The following is a 21,319-nucleotide window of genomic DNA, read 5'->3' on the forward strand; positions in this document are numbered from 1 at the left end:
TCGATTCCATGGCGCCCCTGCCAGGGCTCAGCGTCGTGGTCGCGGCGTGGTTACGATGCCGGCACCGCCCAGCTTCGCGCGCCTATTCGTCCACATTCGGATAGTTCGACTTGCGCGCCAGCCACCACCAGCCGTCACCCAGCCGGCTGCACCACCAGTAATCGTCGAACGTGGTCGCGGTGAGATCACAGGGACTTACCCGCGCGGCGTCAGGCCGGTCATAGATGTAGAGGAACATGTTCTCCGACACTTCCTCGTTCGACAGACCCATCGTGAGAACACGTCCGGGGTGAAGCTCGATCGGCACATCCTGCGTATTGACATGGTCAAAATGCAGGACATCGAACTCATCAGGCAGATGCACCCAGCCACCCGAAGGCATGTCCGCCGACAGCTTCCTGTCCTTGGCCAGCTGGGCCAGCGCGGTGAACTTGCCGTGATGGACCGCGAACCACGTACGTCCGAAGATCCCGTTCCAGGGCAGCACCACAACGGCGGCGCACAGGACGACCGCCGCACCGGCCGCGACGTAACTGCGGATGTCACCACGGCGGCGTACGAGTCTCTGCGCCCACCACGACGTGGAGAGCACGGCCACGACGAACGCGATCCCAAGGATCAGCTGCTCGATGATCCGATCGTAGTACTCCAGCCACAGCAGATACCGCCCGGTCACGACCACGAGCCAGCTCGCCGCCATGGTCGCGGTCAACGCATGCGATCGTTTGAAGACGGCCTCCCGCCAACCTGTGAATTCAACCCGCGGGCCCTCCACGACGTAGCGGACCTCGAACGCGCTGTCGGTGAGGTGCAACGGACATCAAGCCCCAGCAGTCACTCAACCTTCGGTGAGACACCGTAGTGGTCATCAACCTTCGATGACAATGCTCAGTTTTCGCTGCGACAGGACAGGGAACACGGAATCCTGCCCAATCACGATGATCAGACGGGAGCCTGTCAACTTCGGTCCGGCCGTCTCAAGAACGGCCCGGTTGGACGTGGAGGCGGTTTCGTGTGACCGTCCGTCCTCGACTCTCGCGGCCGGCGGTGGAGCCATCCGGCAGAGGGCGAATAACTCCACCTGCGATTGATCCCGAGCCGGGACGGGCTGGACCAGCGACGGTCAGCGGCCGCCGTAGTCGCCGCCCGCGCCGGACGCCCCAGAGAGAGTCGCCGAGGAGGGCACCCATCAGGCATCCGATGCTGCCGAACAGGAGCATGCCCGCGATCAGGTTCTCCAGCTCGTCCGCCACAGCGCCCCCATCCCCCGCGGCCCGATGCTCGTACGCGACCCCGACCACGCTGGCCACCCGGACACCAAACACCGCGGCACCCGGACTGGCACGGTCGACGGTGTGGTCGACGGGACGGCCACGGCGTCCGGGCCGGGGGCGGCGCGTTCAACGGGGCTTCGTCACAGTGGAAGCCGCTGTACGGCGGCAGCGCCGCGGTGACGTCGGCCCGTTCCATGGGGTTGTGCCTCCTCTCGCTGTAGGGGGCGAGAGGAGGCTGGACCATCACGTCGTTGACGTCGCATCAGCGGGTCACGGCATCGGGACGGGGATGCATGGCTCGTTCTCGGTGTTCTCGATCACGCGGGCGAGGCTGGTCACCGGCTCGGGTCGGCGGCTGCCTCCGCTTGCCGGAGACGGCGGGAGAGCTTCCGGAGAGGGCCCGCTCGATCTTCCGGCATCGGTTCGACCCAGCGCATATGCGACCTGCGGCCGTTCCGCGTGTGAGCCTCGTCGATGCGAGCCCCCGAGTCAGATCCGGGTCATGGTGGATTCGTATCCGCCTCCGCCGGGGTAGACCCATGCGCCGGTGACGGTGGTGCCGTCAGCGCTGAACGTGCCTTCGTAGTAGGCGGGGCCGCCCTTCACACCGCCCCAGATAGTCAGTTTGTCGCCGGACAGCTCGTACACGTAGTCGAGCGTGTTGCCGGTCGAGTCGTAGAAGCGGGACACCACGTCCGCGCCGGCCGGCTCGCCGAACGGGCGCAGATTGCCGATCACTTCCAGGCCGGTGACGGGCTGGCCGAACTGGGTGAGGTCGACGTGCTGGAGCAGGAAGAAGCCGCCGGGCATCCACTCGTACCGGACGGTTCCCTCGGCACCGCCGGTGATCGTCCAGCTGCCGACCAAGCGGTCCAGGGCTTTCAGGGCAGCGCTCGGCTCGTAGGTCTCCGACATCTCGGACATCTCATCCTCCTTGGGGTTTGGTCAGTGCTCGCCGGTACCTCGGAGGCCGCCCGCGATCCTCGACACATCCCGGAAGTGATTCAGATCACATCGCCGTCGGTGTCGAGAAACCGGATCGCGCCACGAGGTAGCGGCAAGACCCCATCGAGGAGGAAGTCATGGCCGCCACAGCCACCAGCACCCACGTTCCCACCCGCCCGTCCGGCCAGCTGCTGCTCGCCGGCGCCCTGGCGGGGCCGGTCTTCTTCACCTCGGCCGTCGCCCAGATGCTCACCCGCGAAGGCTTCGACATAACCCGCCATCCGATCAGCCAGCTTGCCACCGGCAGCCTCGGCTGGATCCAGATCATCACGTTCGTGCTTGCCGGCGTGGGCGGCCTGGCGCTGGCCGCCGGTGTCGGGCGTACCCTCACCGAGGGGATCGGCCGCCGGGCGCTGCCCGTCCTGGTCGGGATCTTCGGGGTCGGGATGATCGCGGCCGGCGCGTTCACCATGGACCCGGAGAACGGCTTCCCCGCCGGAACCCCAGACCGGCCGGTGGCACAGATGTCCTGGCACAGCGTGGCGCACTCGGCCGCGGCCGCCCTCTCCTTCACGGCGCTGGCCATCGCCGCCATCGTGCTGGCCGTGCGATACGCCCGCCGCCGCGCGGTAACGGCTGCGGTCGGCAACGGCGTCGCCGCGCTCGTCCTGCTGCTGCCCATGTCGCCGGAGCACATGAGCGTCCAGATCGCCGTCAACGGCCTGGTCGCCTTCACCTGGACGACCGTCCTGCCCCTGTCCCTGCGCCGCTCCGCGTGACCTCGCATACCCTGTACCGACGTACGACCAGAGGATCAACCATGAAGTACCTGCTGCTCGGCTACACCCCCGCGGCCGCCTGGGACGCCGCCACCGCCGACGCCCCGTCCGAGGAGGCGCTGGCGGCGTTCGCCGCCTACCAGAGGTTCGAGCAGGAACTGATCGCCACCGGCGAGTTCGTCGGCAGCGAGGGGCTCGGCCATCCGGCGGTCAGCACCACGGTCCGCAGGTCCGGCGACGGCGTGGTGGCGACCGACGGGCCGTTCGCCGAGCTGAAGGAGGTCCTGGCCAGCTTCGCCGTGATCGACGTGGCGAGCCAGGAGCGAGCCGTGGAGATCGCCTCCCGGATCGTCGAGGTGCTGGGTGAGCCGATCGAGATCCGGCCGATCATGGGCGAGGACTTCACCGGGTGAACGACCGAGCCGGGCGGCATCCGGCGCGAGCGGACGGCCGGCAGGGCAACGGGAACAGCCTGAACCCCGAGATCGAGCACCTCCTGCGCGTCGAGGCGCCCCAGGTGCTCGGCGCGCTGGTACGCCGCTTCGGCCGCTTCGACGTCGCCGAGGACGCGGTGCAGGAGGCGCTCCTGGCCGCGAGCCGCGCCTGGCCGGCCGAGGGCGTACCGGACAACGCGCGCAGCTGGCTGATCCGCATCGGCTACCGGCGGATGGTCGACGTGCTCCGCGCCGACCAGGCCAGGCGTCGGCGCGAGCAGGAGGCCGGGGTCGCCGAACTGGCCCTCCAGGAACCGGCCCGCCGGCCCGGTCCCGCGCGGGAGACCGACGACAGCCTCGCCCTGCTGCTGCTGTGCTGCCACCCCGCGCTGAGCGCCACTTCCCAGGTCGCGCTCACGCTGCGGGCCGTCGGCGGCCTGACGACCGCCGAGATCGCGCACGCGTACGGAACCGCCGAGAACACCATGGGCACCCGGATCAGCCGCGCCAAGCAGCAGCTGGCCCGCGCCGGCGCCCGCTTCACCCCGCCGGCCGACCTCGGCCGCGACGGCCGGATGGCCGCCGTCATGCAGGTGCTCTACCTGATCTTCAACGAGGGCTACACCGCCTCCGCCGGCGACCGGCTCGCCCGCGTCGACCTGACCGGCGAGGCCATCCGGCTGACCCGCATGCTCCACGCCTCCGTGCCCGCCGACGCCGAGGTCATCGGCCTGCTCGCGCTGATGCTGCTCACCGAGGCCCGCCGTCCCGCCCGCACCGGTGGCCGCGACGAGCTGGTGCTCCTGGACGAGCAGGACCGGACGCGATGGGACGCCGACCTCATCGGCGAGGGCACCGAGCTGATCGACGGCGTCTGGACCCGCCGCGAGGTGGGTCCCTACCAGCTTCAGGCGGCGATCGCGGCGGTCCACGCCGCGGCCGCGTCGCCGGAGCGGACGGACTGGCCGCAGATCGCGGCGCTCTACCTGTGGCTCGAACGACTCAACCCCACCGCGCCGGTACGGCTGAGCCGGGTGGTAGCCGTGACCAAGGCGTACGGGCCGGCCCGGGGACTGGCCCTGCTCGACGACCTCAACCGCCGCTTCCAGCTCGACCAGGACCCGCTGGTCCGGCGACGCGAACACGCCGTACGCGCCCACCTGCTTTCGATGACCGGCGACGCGCCCGGCGCGGCACGGCTGTACCGCGAGGCGGCCTCCCTGACCGGCAACCGGATCGAGCAGCAATACCTTCTCAAGCAGGCCGACCACCTCGCCTGAGGGCCCGGCAGCCGCCGGCGGCCGTGGCCCGCAGAGTGGGCTACGAAGACGCGGCCTACTTCTCCCGCATCTTCACCCGCCGTACGGGCGTCTCCCCGCGGGCCTTCCGGGAACGCGAGCAGCGTACGTCCGCCGACGCGCCCCCGCTTCCGGTCGCCTCCGCTGAAGGCGTCCCACCGAGACCACCGGGAGACGCCACCTCCCTGACCGAAGCGGGAGTCACATCGGGTAGAGGCGACTCGCGGTGAGCGGTTCGCTCTCCTACGTGCCGTCATCCCGGGCCGTCTGGGCGATGACTGGCCGGTCCGTACCTCAGGCAGTCGACTCGTGGGGGCCGCGGTGAAGCGGCACCGAATCGGTGGCGAATCGGGCGGCGCGAGGTTCGCGTTCGTCTCCGAACCGGCGGGTGAGGATGTCGTAGAGCTCCGGGCGTCGTCCCTGGATCCATCGCCGGCCCGTCGACAGTGGCAGCAGGGAGAGGTCGAGGTCGGCGATCACCATGTCGTCACTCGCCTTCCAAGTCTCGGCGAGGATACGGCCGTAGGGGTCGATGATCATCGCGTTGCCTGTGCGGATCTCGTCGTCGTCCTGGCCGACGCCGTTGCTGAACAGGAGGAACAGGCCGTTGTCGTGGGCGCGGGCGGGCAGCCAGCGCATCAGCCACTCGCGTCCGCTGGGGCCGCGCAGCGCGGTTTCGATCGCCTCCGGGGCGCGGCGGCGATCGTGCCAGAGTTGCGCGGGGATCGGCCGCATCCCGTGGGGGCTGCGTGAGTCGGTGCCGCCGGTCTGGTGGGGGGCCAGCAGTATCGAAGCGCCCAGCAGCGCACTTGCCCGGACGTTCTCGACCAGGTTGTTGTCCCAGCAGATGAGTACGCCCGCGCGTACGCCCCAAGGGGTGTCGAAGACGGTGTAGGAATCGCCGCTGCTGATCGCCTCGTGTTCGAAGGCGTGCAGTTTGCGGTGGCAGTGCACGTTCCCGTCCGGCATGCACACGGCGTAGCTGTTGAACAGCCGACCCTGCTCGTCGATCTCCAGGAAGCCTGCCCCGATGACCATGCCGTGCTCGGCGGCCAGTTGCCGGACGGCCGAGATCGACGGCCCGGCCAGCGGCTCAGCCAGCGCGCGGAGCCGGTCGCCGGGGTGCCGGCGCAGGTGCCAGTACCCCAGCAGGCACATCTCCGGGAAGGCGAGGATCTGCACGTGTGCGGCGGCTGCCTCGCGTACGTAGTGCTCGATCCTGGCCAGGTTGTAGCTCTTGTCGTCGGGCCGGGGCTCGAACTGAACGGTCGCGCCCCGCACCGCCACGTCACCTTGTTCCACTGCTGACTCCTTCACGTCGCCGGTTCGACAGCAGGTGACCACACACGCATTCCATGCGTCCAATGAATTCCATTCGGGTTTCTATAGACTCAAGGAATGGAACTGATGTTGCTCCGCGCCTTCCTGACGGTGGCCGAGCTGGGCACGTACGGTTCGGCCGCGCAGAAGCTGCTGGTGACCCAGCCGACGCTGACCAAGCAGATCCAGTCCCTGGAGGCACGGGTGGGAGGCCGGCTGTTCCACCGCGGGCGGCACGGTGCCACGCTCACCGACCTGGGGGCGATCCTGCTGCCCGAGGCACAGGAACTGGTACGACGCGCCGATGCCCTGGCCTTGCGCATGACCAGAGCGGCCGCGGGGGAGATCGGGCGCCTGTCGGTCGGCTTCGGGTTGTCGAGCATCGATCTGGCCCCGCGCGCCGTGGCCGCCTTCCGCCGGTGCCATCCCGACGCGCACGTCACCCTGGACGACATGTCCTCCCAGGAGCAGTTCGACCGGCTCGCGACCGGCGAACTCGACGTGGGCTTCGTCCGGCTGCCCGAGGGGGACGACTGGGCGCACATGGTGCTGGACACCGATCGCCTCGCCCTCGCCTCGACCGGCGAGCACACCTCGCCGCCGCAGGACACGTCAGACCTGCCAGGTTGGGTCGCTCGTCACAGGTTCGTGCAATTGCGGAAGGAGAGAGGGTCGGGTCTGGTCGGGCAGATCGAACGGCTGTGCGGGGCCCTGTCGGTTCGTCCCGACGTCATCCAGGAGGCGGACGACCTGCAAACCGTACTGGCGCTCGTGGCGGCCGGGGTGGGGGCGGCGTTCGTCCCGGCCCGTGCCGGCCGCATCGCGCCCCCGCCGGTCACCGTCACCCCGCTCCGTCATCCGGTGGCGGAGTGGCAGATCGCCGTGGTGTGGAACCGTGATCGTGTTCAGCCCATGACGGCCAACTTCCTCGCTGTTCTTGAACGCGGTGCGACCTCACCACCGGACGACCTCGACCGAGGCGGCCTCCAGCCCACGCCCGGCCTGTCCGAGGTCAGAGCAAGATGATCTGGCGCACAGCGTGGAAACCCACCGCGCGGTGTGGTGGCCGCGCCGGTCGCACGGGGTCAGAGCGCGTCCCCCGGCTGGAGTTCCGCTCCAGCTGAGCTGCTCGGCGGAACGGGGAACGGGCTTCACCCGGGCGACGGTCACGAGGTACAGGAGCAGGCCGGCGCCGGTGAGGGCGAACCCTGCCCAGACGGTGGACAAGGTCCCCCAACCGGCGTCGAGGGTGATCGCGCCGCCGATCGCGCCCAGCGAGTTGGCCAGGTTGAGCTCGGCCAGGTTGAGCGCACCCATCAGAGTCGGGGCGTCCGGCGCGAAGCCGGTCAGCCGCACCTGGATGGTGGGGATCGCGTACATCATGGTCGCGCCGACGCCGAACAGGCAGGGCAGCAGGACGAACAGATTGCCGCCGGCCACGCCGATCAGCGCCAGCAGTGCCAGGACGGCGCTGTAGCCCCAGATCAGGCCGCGGTTCTCGTACCGGTCGGCGACGCGTCCGCCGAGGTGGTTGCCGGCCGCCATGCCGAGGCCGAAGACGGCGAGCGCGATCGGGATGAGCGAGGCGTCCCGCCGCGCCGCGTCGGTGATGAACGGGCCGATGAAGGTGTAGACGGCGAAGATGCTGGAGATGCCGAGTGCCGCGACGATGACCATCAGCCAGACGTTGAGCCGGCGTACGGCCTGCAGCTCGCGGTGATGGAGCCGCCGTGCAGGTCATGGGTACGGGGCAGCCAGGTCACCAGGGCGATGCCGGCGAGCAGGCCGATGGCGACCACGACCCAGTACATGGTGCGCCACCCGGCGGACCAGACGCAGGCGGTCCCACTCCAGGAAGGTGTAGGCCCCGAACAGGCGGGCGAAGAGGAGCCCGGCGGCCTCCACCTCCCGGCCGAGCCGACAGGCCAGGAGCTCCGCACGCTCCAGCAGATCGAACGTCGTGCCGCCGAACCCGGCCTGCCGACGCGGGGCGATGGCGAGTAACGAGAGGGCGGACAGTTCGAGTTCCGGGAGCCCGGCGGTCCGCGCGATCTGGGCGGCCTACTCCAGGTGCCGATCGGCGGCGGCGAACGCGAGCTTGGTCGCCGCTCGACGACCGGCACGCTTCAGCGCTTCCACGGTACGGACCGGATCGGCGAGGGGACCGGCGGCAGACAGGTGGAAGGCGAGGCGTTCGGTGATGGACTCGTCGTCCGCCTGGCTTTCTTCGAGCGCGTCCGCGATCCGCAGGTGCAGCCGGATGGCCTCCAGCCGCGCTGTGGTCTCCATGACCGACTCGCGAACCAGGTCGTGCGTGAACCGCCACGAGAACGGGTTGTCCGGCCCCGTTTCGAGCAGGCCGAGCGCGCGCAGCGGTTCGAGGCGTTCGAGGCAGTCCGCGACGTCGACACCGGCGGCGCGGGCGAGCAGCCGGAGGTCGACCTCGCGCCCGATCAGCGCGGCGAGCCGCAGCAGGTCGCGGTGTAGACGGGTTCGTGCAGCAGCAGTCCGTCCGGTTTGCCGGCGACCGACTCACTGATCTTCCGGCCGAAGCTGAAGAAGGTCCGGATTCCGTACAGCCGGTTCACCCGCATTCCGAGATACAGGACGAGGAGGTCGGGATAGGCGGAGAGATCGACGGTCTGCCGGTTGACTCGGGTTGGCATCTAAGGTTCCTCCGGGCTCGGATCACGCGTGGTAGAGGAAGGTCGTGCGATGCCCCAGAAGACCATCGATCACATGGGCCGGAACCGCCACACCTGAGCCGGATTGGCATGCCCGGCAGGCTACGCGGGCCTACTGGACAACGACTTATCCCGGCGTTCAGTGCACGTGAACACCCGGTTCTTACATTGACCTGCGAACAACGCACGTAGAACGCGCCGCCGGATGGTCGTGTGAGCCCTAACGGGCGATCATCTGTACCTCGGGATACCGTGAGGAACGCCTGTCGAGCAGGTCGCCCTTGCGCCGTAGATGCAGATCGAAGAAGGCCGCGGTGTAGACGCGGGTTACGGCCACGGAACGTGCCGCCGACAGTGTCCCGTTCACCGCCTGCAACTGCTCCTTCGACAGGCCGAGCACCGGCGCCGCCTGCTCGTACACCAGCGGCAGGTCGGTATAGGAGTTGTGCTTGGCGCCCTTGGTCTTCACGTGCAGCCGCCAGCCCTTGAGCCGGGACCAGAAGGCCTTCTGCCCGCGGATGGGCTTGTCGAAGATCTCGGCCTCCATGAGCATGTACGGCTTGGCCAATCCCTTGGTGGCCACCTTGCCGAGGGCGGGTCCGTCCAGGTTCAGAACCGCCTTGACCCGCCGATCCTCCAGCATCGTCGCGGCGGCCGTCGCACCTCCCGCGGAATGGCCGAACATGCCGACCCTGCCCAGGTCGAACGCGCCGCGCAGCCCCTTCGGCAGCTTCCGGCCTTCAGCATCAGGGTTCTGCCCCTTGTTCAGCTCCTTGAGCTGGTTCAGTACGAAGCGCGTGTCGGCCACCCGTACCTTGATCTCTTCGGCCTTCTCGCCCAGCCGGCTCACCGGGACCGGCTTCAGGACGCGGCCGGTGACCGTACCGTCAGGGAACTCCACCTCGCCGGCATCGCCTGGGTGATCGATCGTGACCACCATGTAGCCCCGGCTGGCCAGTTCTTCGACCGTGGCGGTGTTCATGGAACGGTCGGCGCCGTTGCCGGGTGAGAACAGTACGACGGGCAGCTCTCGACCCGCCACGGGGGCCCCTTCTCGGCCGTGGGTCATGGGCAGGCTGACAGCCGCGGGCGAGAGGCCGTTGTTGCGGTAGAAGGCCTCGGCGGCGCGCGGCGGCAGCCAAGGCGCGGCGGGGTGGCCGTCCGGACGACGGGTGGGGTACCACAGGCTGATCATCAGCTCACGCCGGTCGTGTGCCTTGATCCATGGGTCGCCCCTGGAGCTGTCACGCAGGTGCAGCGCGACAGTGCCGATCTCGCGTGAACCTGTCGGCTGGGGCAGGGCCACAGTGACGGGCTTGGACTTGGCCTGTACGGCGGGCCCGGTGACCAGAAGTCCGACCGCCACCGCAGCGGCCACACCCCGTCTGAGCAATGCGTGATTCATGATCACCACGCTAGGGGCGCTCGTTGTCCAGAAACTCCCCACCGGAGATGAGTTCGACCTTCCTACGTACGACGGAAGCACCCGTCCACCCGGAGGGGAGGTCAAGGCCCGCCGGAGGTTGACACTGACAGCACTCCCCGCTAGATCGACGTCGCGCGCCACCCGCCGGCGGCTTCACCGGAGGCGCTCGTACGGATGCCGGCGGCGGCGGGACGGCGGGAGCCCACTCGCCCACTGGTGGTTCTCACCTTAGAAGGCCGGGCCGGGGGTCGTCCTGAGCGCGTTAGAGCAGGTTCCCCGAGGTGCGCCGAGCCGTGAAGACCTGGCGCCAGCGTTCGGCCGCCTCGTTCATGTCGGCGCCGACGCATTCGAAGTAGCGGCCCACCTCATCCAGGCGGCGGCCGGCCGGAGTGCCGCCGAACAGCGCGGCCCCGCGCCGCGCCGAGCCTGCCCAGACCTCGCAGACCTGCGTCACTCCGACGCACGCCTCGTACCAGACGTCGTCGTCGGTGCTGTAGAGCTCGCGCCGCCCCGACTTCTCGCGCCTGAGCAGCCGGATGCCTTCCAGATAGGTGACCGCTTTGGACACCGACGCCGGGCTGACCTGGAGGCGGTGGACCAGCTCGGCGGCGGTCAGCGCGCCGTGCTCGCTGCTGAGCAGGCCGGCCAGCACCCTGGCGGGCATCCGTGGCAGGCCGGTGCGTACCATCATCGCGGCGAACTCCTCCTCGAAGGCGCGGACGGCGGCGGGCTCGGGCGCGGTCTTCCTGACCCGGCGGGCGCGTTCGCCGGTCGCCTTCTGCGCGGGGTCCGCGCGATAGCCGTCGAGACCGCCGTTGCGGCCGACCTCGCGGCTGATCGTCGAGGTCGGCCGCGCCAGCCGCCTGGCGATCTCCGCGTAGCCGAGCCCCTCGCCGCGCCCGTCGGCGATCCGCCGCCGCTCCTCATGAGTCAGCCGGGCCCCTGGCATGCGCGCTCCCCTCGCTCCTCATTGCAACATCGGTCGTCCTTCACGCATCCAGGACAGCCTACAGTCATTGCAACGAATGGGCCGTATCACCAGTACAAATGAGCATCGCTGCAGCACCTTCTCTTGACCTAGGATGAAACACAGAATGTGTTTCCCACGGCCGAAACCATCGGCCAACGCGTGGATGACGAAGGGGCACACCATGGCAACCGATCTCCCGGCCTTGACGCCAGTGGAAGAGACCCTGTACGTGACGCTGGCCGGCAGGGCGCTCGACAGCCGCTCCCGCTTCTCCGTCCTCGGCGACACCCTGTCCGACGAGATCGCCATGAAGATCGGCTACAACCCGGACGACATCGCCGTGCCGCGCGCCAAGGCGGCGGACGTGGCGATGCGGTCCAAGATGCTGGACGACGTGGTGCGCGGGTTCATCGCCCGGCATCCGGACGCGGTGGTGCTGGACCTGGGCGCCGGGCTGGACACGAGGGTCGTCCGCGTCGCCCCTCCGGAGACCGTGGACTGGTACGACGTCGATCTGCCCGGGGTCGTGAAGGTACGCGAGCAGGTCCTGCCGCACCGCGCGAACGTGCACGCCGTCGCCACCGACGTGACGGATCCGGGATGGCTCGACGCGCTCCCCGGCGACCGGGCCGCCGTCGTCGTCTGCGACGGACTGCTCCCCTTCCTCACCGAGGCCGAGTTCACGGCCCTGCTCAACCGGTTGACCGGCCACTTCCCCCACGGGGAGGTGGCGTTCAACAACTACCCGCGCTACGCCGTACGGATCCTCAAGCGGATGCGCCGCACCCGGGCCCTCGGCGCCCTGGTACGCCACGGCGGCTTCGACGACCCGCACGAGCCCGAGCGCTGGGACCCCGATCTGGAACTGGTCGAAGAGCTGCTGGCCGCCCGGCTCCCCGCACCGCCGGGGATGCCGGCGGTCTACCGCCTGGCCAACCGGCTCATCGGCCTCAGCCCGAAGCTGGCCAGGAAGTTCACCGCGATTGACCGTTACCGGTTCTGACCACTCCTGACGGAGATCCGCCGGCGCCGGCAGAGCTGTGCCGGGACGTCGCCGGGGTCGCCCTCGCCGGCCGCGCACCGGCGAGACGGCCTGGATCAGACGCAGGAGCTGGATGACGTCGTTGCGGTTACCGCCGGTCAGGATGACGGCCGACGGGATGCCGTGCGCTTCGGTGATCAGGTGGCGCTTGGAGCCTGCGCGGGCACGGCCACCAGGCTCGGACCGGTTTCGGGCCGCCTTTGAGCGCTCGGATGCGCGCCGTTCACCACCGCCTTCGACCGGGCCGGCGCCCCGGCGGCATGGACCTGGCGGGCGCGCCGGGTGTCGCACGTGCCGTTGGTCCGTCATGCCGTGATTGCAACGTATCGAAACTGCTACGCTCGTTTTGCATACGATAGTTTTGAACGCGAAAGAGAGGTGGCGTTCATGACGAGCGAAGCTGACGCGGCCGATTCCCCACGTCATGTCGACGTACTGATCATCGGCGCCGGCCTGTCCGGTATCGGCGCCGCGTGGCATCTCCAGCGGCAACCCGGAAGGACCTACGCGGTGCTGGAGGCCAGAGACCGTCCCGGCGGCACCTGGGACCTGTTCCGCTATCCAGGCGTCCGCTCGGACTCCGACATCTTCACCCTCAGTTACGCCTTCCAGCCCTGGCGCGGCCGGAAGTCCCTGGCCGACGGCGACGACATCCGCCGCTACATCGAGGACACCGCCCGGGACCACGGCATCGACCGGCACATCCATCACCAGGCCAAGGTCCTGGCCGCCGACTGGTCCTGGGAGCGGTGCCGGTGGACGGTGGACACCACCCGCGGGACGTGGACGTGCTCGTTCCTGTACGTCTGCGCCGGCTACTACGACTACGACCACGGCCACCAGCCGGAGTTCGAGGGCGTCGAGAACTTCGGCGGCCGGTTCGTGCACCCGCAGTTCTGGCCGGACGACCTCGACGTGGCCGGCAGGAAGACCGTGGTGATCGGCAGCGGGGCCACCGCGGTCACCCTGGTGCCCGCGCTGGCGGGGCGGGCGGGGCGGACGGGGCACGTCACCATGCTGCAGCGCTCCCCGACCTACCTGAGCTCCCTGCCCGACGTGGACCCGGCGGCCGACACGCTGCGCCGCCTGCTTCCCGCACGTACGGTCCACCGGCTCGTCCGCGCCAAGAACGTCCTGAGCAGCCAGCTCACCTACTGGCTGAGCAGGCGCTTCCCGGAGCAGACCAAGCGGCACCTGCGCAAGGGCATCCTGCGGTACCTGCCCGACCCCGCCTTCCTCGACCGGCACTTCACCCCCCGGTACCAGCCGTGGGACCAGCGGCTGTGCGTCGTCCCCAACGGCGACCTCTTCCGCGAGGTGGCCGCCGGGCGCGTGTCGGTGGTCACCGACCGGATCACCCGTCTCATCGAGGACGGGATCGAGCTGGAGTCCGGACGGAGGCTGGAGGCGGAGGTGATCGTCTCCGCGACGGGCCTGTCGCTGATCCCCCTCGGCGGGATCGCCGTGTCGGTGCACGGTCGCCCGGTCGACCTGGCCGGGACCACCGCCTACCGCGGACTGATGCTGAGCGGCGTGCCCAACCTGGCCTTCTGCGTCGGGTACACCAACGCGTCCTGGACGCTGCGGGCGGAGCTGTCCTCCCGCTACGTCGTCCGGCTGCTGGACCACATGAGGCGGCACGGCCTGACCACCGCGATGCCCGCGCTTCCGCGCGGCCTGGCCCGCCGTCCGCTGCTCGGCCTGACCTCCGCCTATGTCCAGCGCGCGGCACACCTGTTCCCGCAGCAGGGTGACCGCGCGCCGTGGACGGTCGGCCAGAACTACCTGACCGACAGGCTGAGGTCGGCGTTCCTCGACGTCCGTAAGGGGATGGTCTTCGATGGGTGAGCAGTACCGGGTGGTCGCTCTGGGTGGCGCCGGAGCGATGGGCAGGCCCGTCGTCGGCCGGCTGGCCGGGCGGGCGGACATCGCCGAGCTGATGATCGCCGACCGCGACACCGCCGCCGCCGCGCGGCTGGCCGTCAAGTACGCGAACGCCTCGGCCGCGACGGTGGACGCCTCCGATCCGGTACGGCTGCGCGAGCTCTTCCGCGACGCCGACCTGGTCGTCAACACCACCGGCCCGTTCTTCCGGCTCGGCGTGCCGATCCTGCGGGCGGCGATCGAGAGCCGCACCCATTACGCCGACATCTGCGACGATTGGGAGCCGACGCTGGACATGCTCGCCATGGACGCCCAGGCGCGGGACGCGGGCGTGATCGCCGTGATCGGAGCCGGCGCGAGCCCGGGCACCAGCAACATGCTGGCCGCGCTGGCGACCCGTGAGCTGGACGCCGTCGAGGACGTCCACACCGCCTGGCCGGTGGACGTCCCGTTCGTCGGCGACGACCCCGCTGACGGCGCGGCGGGCGGGGAGTCGGCCGCCGTCGTCCACTGGATGCAGCAGTTGTCCGGCACGATCCGCATTTGGGCCGGCGGCGCACCCGCCGAACGGCCGCCGCTCGAACCGGTCAGGCTCGACTACCCGGGGCTGGGCGCCGGCACCGCCTACACCGTCGGCCATCCCGAGCCGCTGACCCTCCCGGTGACCTGCTCGATCATCCGTGACTCCGCCTGCGTCATGGTGGTCAGGCCGGAGACGGCCGCGTACCTGATGACCTTGCGCGAGGAGATCGACCGGGGAAGCCTCTCCCTGGAACAGGCCGCGGCCGCGATCGAGAGCCCGACCGCCGGCCGCTTCGCCCGCTCCGCCCTGCGCCGGCTCTCGCTGCGCGGCCCCGGCGCGCTGCCGCCCTTCTTCGCGCTGGCCACCGGCGTCCGGGACGGGCGGCCGTGCCGGGTCGGGGCGCGGCTGATCGGCTCACCGCGCGGGATGGCCAGGGCGACCGGGATCCCGTTGTCGCTGGCGGCCGCGCAGATCCTCGACGGCTCGGTGCGCGCCGCCGGCGTCCATCCCCCGGACGCCGTGCTCGACCCGGAGAGGTACTTCGAGGAACTGTCCGCCCACTGCGACCCGCCGCTCACCGGCCGCGACGAGGTGGTCAGAGTGGACCGGACCCCATGAGCGCGGCCGATCGCACGGTCCCCGTGGTTCGCGGCGACGTCGGCCCCGGGTGGGAGCCGGTCCGGCGGGCGTTCGCCGCGATCATGGGCAGGCCGGGCGAGCACGGCGCGGGGCTGCACGTCATCCACCGCGGCAAGGCCGTCGTCGATCTGTATGCCGGGAACGACGCCTCCGGCCCTTACGGTCCGGAGACCCGGCAGGTGGTCTTCTCCGCCTCCAAGGGCATCGCGGCCGCCTGCCTGGCGGTGCTCGCCGACCGCGGTGACCTCGACTTCGACGCGCCCGTGGCCAGGTACTGGCCCGAGTTCGCCCGTCGCGGCAAGTCCGGGATCACGGTCGCCCACATGCTGAGCCATCAGGCCGGGCTCGTCGCTCCCGCACGCGCCGTCACCCTGGCGGAGGTGCTGGACGGGCGTCCGCTGGCCGACGTCCTCGCCGCCGAGCCGCCGCGCTGGCCACCGGGACGGCCCGGGTACCACGCGGTCACGTGGGGAACGCTCGCCGACGAACTCGTCCGCCGCGTCACCGGCGGACGGCTCGGCGAGGTGCTCGACGAGCTGGTGTGCCGGCCACGCGGCCTGGCGATCGGCATCGGCGGCGCGCACGCGGGCCCGCCGCCCGCGCCCGTGCACGCCGCCACGCGCGTCCCGTTCCTGGTCCGGATGACCACCGCCGTCGTCGCCCGCCCCGGGACGCCGTTGTGGGCGGCGATGACCGTGGGCGGAGCGCTCACCGAACCGCCCGACCGGTGGGCGGCCCGTCCGGAGACCCTCGCCGCCCACCTGCCGGCCGCCAACGCCGTCGCCACGGCCCGCTCCCTGGCCCGCCTCTACGCCCTGCTTCTGCCCCGCGTCGAATCGCCTGACGCCACATCCTCGCCCGGCGCCGGATCCCCGTCCGGCGCCGAGCCTCCGCTCGTCGGCGAGCGGACCTGGCGCGCGGCCGTCCGGCCGCGCGCCGCCGGACGGGACCGGGTGCTCGGCGTCCGCTCGGCCTTCGGGTGCGGGTTCGCGCTGCCCAGCCGCGCGTGGCGCCTCGGGTCCCCGACGGCCTTCGGCCATCCGGGCATCGGCGGCGCCCTGGGTCTGGGCGATCCGCGCCGGGGTCTGGCTCTGGCCTTCCTGCCGCGTACAATGCCCGCCGACGCCTTGGCCGACGCCCGTCACCGCACCCTGCTCGACGCGGTGACGCGGGTCATCGGCCGGTAACGATCGGATTGGATACGATAGTCCGCATGGACGTCCATGTCCCCACCCGGATGCTCGTCGAGGCGCTCGTCCGCACCGATCTCACGGTCGACGCCGGCGAGCTCTACGCGACCGCCAGCCTTCTGGACATGAACGATCAGCAGGTGCGCCTGTGCATCAAACGGCTGGTCGCCGAGGGACGGTTCGTCCAGGAAGGGCGTGGGCGCAAGGCGATCCTGCGCGCCACCGGCGACACCGGACGCGCGCTGGGGCTCGACGTCGAGTTCGTCACCCACGCCTTCCGCCAGGACGCCGGGCTCGCCCCCTGGGACGGCACGTGGCATCTCGTCGCGTTCACCGTCCCGGAGAGCGCCCGGCCCGCGCGCGACGCGCTGCGCGCCGCGCTCACCCACCAGCGCGTCGCCGCCGTCCACGGGGGCCTCTACGTCAGCGCCAATCCGTGGGAGCCCTACGTCGAGGAGCATGCCCGCCGCCTGGACGTCCTGGGCCACGTCACCTTCCTGACCACCCGGGACCTCCGCCGAGGCGAGGAGAACGATCCCGTCGCGCTCGCCCGGACGATGTGGCCGCTGGACGAGATCGCCGGACGTTACGACCGGCTCGCCGCGGTGGCGGAGCCCCGGCTCCGGCTCCTCCAGGACCACGCCGAGCCGCCCGAACCGTCCGCGACGCCCGAACCGTCCGAACCGTCCGCGGCGTCCGCGGCGTCCGCGGCGCGGCGGCTGACCATCGCGGTGGAACTGGCCGCGGAGTTCACCCGCGCGATGGAGGCCGACCCGCTGCTCCCTCCCGAACTGCTCCCCCGGCCCTGGCCCGGCGCCCGGGCCCGTACGCTGACCGCGCGCTGCTGGTCGCTGCTGGAGGAACAGGCCGGCAAGGACGACGGCGCCGTCCGCCTGTTCGGTCTCTACGGCGGCCTGAGCCGCGCGGCGGCGGGCGTCTGACGGGCCGTCACACCACCTCCACCACGACCTTCACCGAGCCGGTCCGTCCGGCCAGGTCGGCGAAGAACCGGCCGGGATCGATCGCCGCCTCCGGCGGATGGACGCCGGGTCGCCTCCCGGCCTCGGCGATCAGCTGTGCGAGGCCCAGCGCGGCCGGCACGCCCGTGGCCTCGGCCACGCCCCGGAGCAGCGGCGACGCGCCCGTCAAATGGGCCAGAACGGTCGCCGGCCGCCCGTCCGCCACCCCCCTGGCGGCGGCGAAGAACGCGGGCAGCGAGCCGGGCCCCCTGAATCCGAAGGCCCGTACGGCGGCGCGCAGGGCCCGCCACATGGTGGGCTCGCTCACCTCGGCGGCGGCCGTCCCGATCGTGAGCCTCCCACGGTCGATGTCGCGGCGCAGCACGTCCAGATAGGCCGCGGTCCCGGGGGTGACGACCATGAGACCGGCCGACTCTCCCGCCACCCGGTAGCCGCGCGCCAGCGTCACGGCCCCGGGGTGACCCACGGTGTACGCGGCGCCCACGCGGCCGCCCGGAAGTTCGAGCACGACCGGCCGCAGGGGTGGCCGCCGTACCAGCCGGCCGCCGCCGACCTCGGCGATCGTGCCGCTGATGTGCCGCATCCAGTGCACCAGCGCGGCGATCGGGCGGCCGTCGGGCCCGCTCAGGCCGGTCCGGCCGGCGCCGGAGCCCGGCACGTCGACGGGCCAGGCGGTGTAGAGGTCGATCACGATGTCCAGGCATGCCGCCGCTCTGGCCGCGAGCAGGTTGCCGACCCCCGGACCGGCGCCCATGCCGATCACCGCGCACACGCCCGCCGCGCGGGCCTCGGCGTCGAGGCCGAGCATCTCCGAAGTGGGCTCCCAGTCGTCGCAGACGTCCAGGTAGTGGGTACGGGCGGCGATCGCGGCCCGCAGCACCAGCGGCCCGAACCGGTGGCACGGGCCAACCGTGTTGAGCACGACGTCGGCCTCGGCCAGCGCGGCGGACAGGGCATTCCCGTCGGTGACGTCGACGTCGCGGGCGCTGAGCCGTACCGGGGCGCCCTTCAGCTCTTCGGCCAGCGCCCGGGCCGCGTCGAGGTCGCGGTCGGCGCCGACGATCTCCCCGATCCCGCTCAGACCGGCCGCCACGCGCACCGCGACCCGCCCCGTCGCTCCGGCTCCGCCAAGGGCGAGCACTCTCATCGACTTCCCAAAGGATCGCGACTTAATCTATCGAATGATCTACGATAGTTAGCATGATGAACATAACAGCTTCACCGCTGTTCCGCGAGAGGCCGGCGAGCCGGGTGATCGCAGTCGAGGCGCTCAGCACGGTGCCGTTCATCTCGACCGCCCTGCTCTACAGATCACCGGCCGACCCTGACGCGCTCGAATGGGCGCAGCTGGCAGGGCTCGCGATGGCCGTCGCGCTTTATGTCACCGCGCTGCGCGCCTGGCGCCTGGCGATCGTCACCGGCCTGCGCCCGGCGGCGGCACCCGGCCATCAGCTCAAGGACGAGCGGCGGCTGCGCATGCTGGTGCTCGGCCTTCCGATCCTGGTCACGGCGCTCCTGCCGATCCCGGCCGCCTGGAGCTCCTTCTGGTTCTGGTTCACCCTGATCAGCGCCGCCGCAGGCGCCGTATCGGCCGTCCGGCTGCTCGTCATGCTGCTCGGACGGCCAGAACCACGTTGATCACGACGACCGCGGCGGAGCTGAGGAGTCGATTCCAACCCTGCGCGCGCGGGCCCTTGCCGCCGCTGCGTCAACGACCGTTCGGGGCCGGGCTGCCCAGAAGATGGGTCGCGCGTTCCGTGCGCAGGTGGAGTGCCGTACGGCCCCTGCGTTGCGTTGCCACCAGACCCGCCCCGCGCAGCGCGCCCAGGTGTTGTGAGACCGCGCTCGGGGTGATGCTCAGGCGAGTGGCCAGGGCCGCGGTCGTCAGGGGCTCGGCCAGGGCGGCGAGGATCTGCGTTCTCGCGTGGCCGAGCACAGGGGTCAGGCCCGTCAGCGCCGGTCGGGGTGGCTCCCAGAGCAGGCCGACGCCCATCGCCGGATAGCGGATCGACGCGGCGGTGACCGGGGCCTTGTCGACACCCACGTCCGGCCAGTTGAAGACGCTGGGCTGCAGGACCAGGCCGTGCCCGCCGGCGTCCACCGTGTACGCGGAATGCGGGGTGCGCCGGCCGTGCACCACCAGCTGGCCGCCGTCCCAGGCGATGTCCCGGTGCAACTCGGCGAACAGCGCCTGCACCCCGCCCTCCACCAGGGTCAGCGCGCGCCGGCCGAGGTCGGCCTCCAGCACGGCGCGCATCCTGCCCCAATGCGGCGCGATCAGCAGCTCATGGCAGCGATGCAGCGCCTCGACCAGCCGTGGCAGCACCGTCGCGGGCTCGGGGGCATCCTCGGCCGGCATGCCCAGGACCGCGCCGTACTCATGCCGGAAGAAGTCCTCCTGCGTGGCCCGCACCAGGTCCAGTTCCGTAGCCATCGAAGGCAGGCGCTGCCTCGGCGCCGGGAACAGGAACGACGGCAGCGGTCCGGCGATCAGCGTTCGCAGCAGCGGCAACTCGCGTTCGCGTGTCAGCAGCGGGCGCGCCTGGCGCACCCAGGGCCGGTGGACGGCATGACCGCCCGTACCGAACAAGATCCGCAGCGCCAGCACGGTCTCGCCCAGCGGTGAGACGGCGAATCGCACCTTCGCGACCGACGCCGCGGTGAACCTGATCTCGACCGCCATCCGCCCTCATCATGTAGCTGTGGCTAAACGATAGCCGAGGTGCGTTGTCTCCCCGCAGGCTTGCGGGCATGGACTTCTTCGCCTCCTACGACGGCATCAAGCTCGCCTATCACGTATTCGGCGACGGGACCCCTGTGGTCTGCCTGCCCGGCGGGCCGATGCAGGCTTCCGCCTATCTCGGCGACCTTGGCGGCCTCTCGGCGTACCGGCAGCTGATCATGGCGGATCTGCGGGGCACCGGGCAGTCCGCCAGGCCGGCGGACACCGCCTCGTACCGCTGCGACCGCCTTGTCGATGACGTCGAGGCTCTGCGCGAGCACCTTGAGCTCGACCGGATGGACCTGCTCGCCCATTCCGGGGGCACGAATCTGGCCGTGCTCTATGCGACTCGCCATCCGGAACGTGTCAGGAAGCTCGCTCTGATCGCCCCGAGCATCGCCGCCGTCGGCATCACGATCACCGAGGAGGCCCGACGGAAGAGCGCCCGGCTACGCGAGGGCGAGCCCTGGTTTCCGGCGGCGTTCGCGGCCCTGGAGCAGGTCATGGCCGGCCAGGCCACCGGTGACGCCTTCCAGGCCATCGCGCCGTTCTGGTACGGCCGCTGGGACGAGACGGCCCAGGCGCACAAGGCCGCCGAGGACGAGCAGAGGAACAGCGAGGCGGCAGCCGTCTTCGGCTCCGAAGGCGCTTTCGCCCCCGAAGCCACCCGTGCCGCGCTCACCGGCCTCTCCTCGCCGGTGCTGCTGCTCGCGGGCGAGGTGGACCTGAACTCCCCTCCCACCGCGGTGACCGAACTCGCCCAGCTGTTTCCGCAGGCCGAGCTCGTCGTTCAGGCCGGGGCCGGACACTTTCCGTGGCTCGACGACGCCGGCCGGTTCGTGGCCACCACCTCGACGTTCCTGTCCGCAGGTCATGGCACCGATGACCCTTCCGTTCCAGAGATCTTCGGCGCCCCCAAGGGAGAGGTGCGTCCGGCAGGGTAGTAGCAGCCGGAGGTGACTTCATGGAACAGGACATGAGGGGGGCGACATGAAGGCAGCAGCGGGTGATCGGCTGATCGTCGAGAGCACGCGCGACGGCGAGCATCGCCGCGTGGGGCTCATCGTGGAGGTGGGACACGCCGACGGCTCGCCGCCGTACCTGGTTCGGTGGCTGGACGACGAACACGAGACCCTCGTCTTTCCGGGGCCGGATGCGCGAGTCGTCCATACCGTCCGATGAACGAGCAACCCCCCTGAACCCGCGCCC

The 21,319-nt window shown here is 70.8% G+C and carries 26 protein-coding genes; 15 read left to right on the forward strand and 11 right to left on the reverse strand.

From position 1 onward, the window contains the following. Positions 1-82: 82 nt before the first annotated feature. The gene (locus DMB42_RS00550) at positions 83-814 is read right to left on the reverse strand and encodes a hypothetical protein (RefSeq protein ID WP_125629537.1); all 732 of its coding nucleotides are present in this window, start codon (positions 812-814) and stop codon (positions 83-85) included. A 949-nt stretch (positions 815-1,763) separates the two neighbouring features. Beyond that, complete coding sequence (locus DMB42_RS00555; protein WP_185844393.1) at positions 1,764-2,189, reverse strand: hypothetical protein; 426 nt, start codon at positions 2,187-2,189, stop codon at positions 1,764-1,766. A 167-nt stretch (positions 2,190-2,356) separates the two neighbouring features. Here DMB42_RS00555 and DMB42_RS00560 point away from each other — a divergent pair, with 167 nt between their 5' ends. Genes DMB42_RS00560 through DMB42_RS00575 form a run of 4 tightly spaced genes read left to right on the forward strand, consistent with a single transcriptional unit; the run spans position 2,357 to position 4,960 of the window. Continuing rightward, positions 2,357-2,998, forward strand: a complete 642-nt coding sequence (locus tag DMB42_RS00560) for a DUF998 domain-containing protein (protein ID WP_125629540.1) — start codon at positions 2,357-2,359, stop codon at positions 2,996-2,998. A 41-nt stretch (positions 2,999-3,039) separates the two neighbouring features. Beyond that, a complete protein-coding gene (locus tag DMB42_RS00565) occupies positions 3,040-3,411 on the forward strand; it encodes a YciI family protein (protein WP_125629542.1) in 372 nt (123 codons plus the stop codon). Further along, positions 3,408-4,712, forward strand: a complete 1,305-nt coding sequence (locus tag DMB42_RS00570; protein ID WP_125629544.1) for an RNA polymerase sigma factor — start codon at positions 3,408-3,410, stop codon at positions 4,710-4,712. The genes DMB42_RS00565 and DMB42_RS00570 overlap by 4 nt, the downstream gene beginning before the upstream one ends. Positions 4,713-4,735: 23 nt before the next feature. Further along, entirely contained in the window at positions 4,736-4,960 is a 225-nt protein-coding gene (locus DMB42_RS00575; protein WP_260477406.1) for an AraC family transcriptional regulator, read from the forward strand. Positions 4,961-5,024: 64 nt separating this feature from the next. Here the strand turns inward: DMB42_RS00575 and DMB42_RS00580 are convergent, their stop codons facing one another. Continuing rightward, entirely contained in the window at positions 5,025-6,032 is a 1,008-nt protein-coding gene (locus tag DMB42_RS00580; RefSeq protein WP_221761938.1) for a nitrilase family protein, read from the reverse strand. 96 nt (positions 6,033-6,128) lie between these two features. Between DMB42_RS00580 and DMB42_RS00585 the strand changes: the two genes are divergently transcribed. Beyond that, the gene (locus DMB42_RS00585) at positions 6,129-7,076 is read left to right on the forward strand and encodes a LysR family transcriptional regulator (RefSeq protein WP_125629546.1); all 948 of its coding nucleotides are present in this window, start codon (positions 6,129-6,131) and stop codon (positions 7,074-7,076) included. Here the strand turns inward: DMB42_RS00585 and DMB42_RS00590 are convergent. Both DMB42_RS00590 and DMB42_RS54620 read right to left on the reverse strand, forming a co-directional pair. After that, the gene (locus DMB42_RS00590) at positions 7,005-7,727 is read right to left on the reverse strand and encodes an MFS transporter (protein ID WP_221761939.1); all 723 of its coding nucleotides are present in this window, start codon (positions 7,725-7,727) and stop codon (positions 7,005-7,007) included. The genes DMB42_RS00585 and DMB42_RS00590 overlap by 72 nt on opposite strands. Beyond that, positions 7,727-7,861 (reverse strand): hypothetical protein, encoded by a 135-nt coding sequence (locus tag DMB42_RS54620; protein ID WP_260477407.1) that lies wholly within the window; start codon positions 7,859-7,861, stop codon positions 7,727-7,729. The genes DMB42_RS00590 and DMB42_RS54620 overlap by 1 nt, the downstream gene beginning before the upstream one ends. On the opposite strand from DMB42_RS54620, the gene DMB42_RS54025 reads away from it, so the two are divergent. Next, on the forward strand, positions 7,860-8,054 hold the full coding sequence (locus tag DMB42_RS54025) for a hypothetical protein (protein ID WP_221761940.1): 195 nt from the start codon (positions 7,860-7,862) through the stop codon (positions 8,052-8,054). The genes DMB42_RS54620 and DMB42_RS54025 overlap by 2 nt on opposite strands. A 57-nt stretch (positions 8,055-8,111) precedes the next feature. Here DMB42_RS54025 and DMB42_RS54030 read toward each other — a convergent pair whose 3' ends face one another. After that, the gene (locus DMB42_RS54030) at positions 8,112-8,339 is read right to left on the reverse strand and encodes a hypothetical protein (RefSeq protein WP_221761941.1); all 228 of its coding nucleotides are present in this window, start codon (positions 8,337-8,339) and stop codon (positions 8,112-8,114) included. A gap of 21 nt (positions 8,340-8,360) precedes the next feature. Here DMB42_RS54030 and DMB42_RS54035 point away from each other — a divergent pair, with 21 nt between their 5' ends. Next, a complete protein-coding gene (locus DMB42_RS54035) occupies positions 8,361-8,537 on the forward strand; it encodes a hypothetical protein (RefSeq protein ID WP_221761942.1) in 177 nt (58 codons plus the stop codon). Here the strand turns inward: DMB42_RS54035 and DMB42_RS00600 are convergent. The 3 genes from DMB42_RS00600 to DMB42_RS00610 form a co-directional block, all read right to left on the reverse strand. After that, positions 8,504-8,716 carry a hypothetical protein gene (locus DMB42_RS00600; RefSeq protein ID WP_125629548.1) on the reverse strand — a complete coding sequence of 71 codons (213 nt, stop codon included), beginning with the start codon at positions 8,714-8,716 and terminating at the stop codon, positions 8,504-8,506. The two genes, DMB42_RS54035 and DMB42_RS00600, sit on opposite strands and share 34 nt — an antisense overlap. A gap of 238 nt (positions 8,717-8,954) precedes the next feature. Then, positions 8,955-10,139 (reverse strand): hypothetical protein, encoded by a 1,185-nt coding sequence (locus DMB42_RS00605; RefSeq protein WP_125629550.1) that lies wholly within the window; start codon positions 10,137-10,139, stop codon positions 8,955-8,957. A gap of 283 nt (positions 10,140-10,422) precedes the next feature. Beyond that, the gene (locus tag DMB42_RS00610) at positions 10,423-11,109 is read right to left on the reverse strand and encodes a helix-turn-helix domain-containing protein (RefSeq protein ID WP_125629552.1); all 687 of its coding nucleotides are present in this window, start codon (positions 11,107-11,109) and stop codon (positions 10,423-10,425) included. A 202-nt stretch (positions 11,110-11,311) separates the two neighbouring features. On the opposite strand from DMB42_RS00610, the gene DMB42_RS00615 reads away from it, so the two are divergent. From DMB42_RS00615 to DMB42_RS00640, 5 genes are all read left to right on the forward strand, one after another. Beyond that, on the forward strand, positions 11,312-12,133 hold the full coding sequence (locus tag DMB42_RS00615; RefSeq protein ID WP_185844395.1) for a class I SAM-dependent methyltransferase: 822 nt from the start codon (positions 11,312-11,314) through the stop codon (positions 12,131-12,133). 426 nt (positions 12,134-12,559) lie between these two features. Beyond that, positions 12,560-14,020, forward strand: a complete 1,461-nt coding sequence (locus DMB42_RS00625) for an NAD(P)/FAD-dependent oxidoreductase (protein WP_125629556.1) — start codon at positions 12,560-12,562, stop codon at positions 14,018-14,020. Further along, complete coding sequence (locus DMB42_RS00630; RefSeq protein ID WP_125629558.1) at positions 14,013-15,197, forward strand: saccharopine dehydrogenase family protein; 1,185 nt, start codon at positions 14,013-14,015, stop codon at positions 15,195-15,197. Before DMB42_RS00625 ends, DMB42_RS00630 begins: the two co-directional genes overlap by 8 nt. Continuing rightward, positions 15,194-16,405, forward strand: coding sequence for a serine hydrolase domain-containing protein (locus DMB42_RS00635; RefSeq protein ID WP_125629559.1), 1,212 nt, complete (start codon positions 15,194-15,196; stop codon positions 16,403-16,405). The genes DMB42_RS00630 and DMB42_RS00635 overlap by 4 nt, the downstream gene beginning before the upstream one ends. A gap of 26 nt (positions 16,406-16,431) precedes the next feature. Then, positions 16,432-17,349, forward strand: coding sequence for a PaaX family transcriptional regulator C-terminal domain-containing protein (locus tag DMB42_RS00640; protein WP_221761943.1), 918 nt, complete (start codon positions 16,432-16,434; stop codon positions 17,347-17,349). A gap of 7 nt (positions 17,350-17,356) precedes the next feature. Here DMB42_RS00640 and DMB42_RS00645 read toward each other — a convergent pair whose 3' ends face one another. After that, positions 17,357-18,535 (reverse strand): saccharopine dehydrogenase family protein, encoded by a 1,179-nt coding sequence (locus tag DMB42_RS00645; protein WP_125629561.1) that lies wholly within the window; start codon positions 18,533-18,535, stop codon positions 17,357-17,359. Positions 18,536-18,588: 53 nt separating this feature from the next. Between DMB42_RS00645 and DMB42_RS00650 the strand changes: the two genes are divergently transcribed. Further along, positions 18,589-19,026, forward strand: a complete 438-nt coding sequence (locus tag DMB42_RS00650; protein WP_125629563.1) for a hypothetical protein — start codon at positions 18,589-18,591, stop codon at positions 19,024-19,026. 70 nt (positions 19,027-19,096) lie between these two features. Here DMB42_RS00650 and DMB42_RS00655 read toward each other — a convergent pair whose 3' ends face one another. Beyond that, positions 19,097-20,071, reverse strand: coding sequence for a DUF5937 family protein (locus DMB42_RS00655; protein ID WP_125629565.1), 975 nt, complete (start codon positions 20,069-20,071; stop codon positions 19,097-19,099). A gap of 68 nt (positions 20,072-20,139) precedes the next feature. Between DMB42_RS00655 and DMB42_RS00660 the strand changes: the two genes are divergently transcribed. Continuing rightward, complete coding sequence (locus DMB42_RS00660; RefSeq protein WP_125629567.1) at positions 20,140-21,054, forward strand: alpha/beta fold hydrolase; 915 nt, start codon at positions 20,140-20,142, stop codon at positions 21,052-21,054. 46 nt (positions 21,055-21,100) lie between these two features. Then, positions 21,101-21,292 carry a DUF1918 domain-containing protein gene (locus tag DMB42_RS00665; protein WP_125629569.1) on the forward strand — a complete coding sequence of 64 codons (192 nt, stop codon included), beginning with the start codon at positions 21,101-21,103 and terminating at the stop codon, positions 21,290-21,292. The last annotated feature ends 27 nt before the right edge of the window (positions 21,293-21,319 follow it).

It is taken from the genome of Nonomuraea sp. WAC 01424 (assembly GCF_003947315.1).
Lineage (GTDB): Bacteria > Actinomycetota > Actinomycetes > Streptosporangiales > Streptosporangiaceae > Nonomuraea > Nonomuraea spiralis.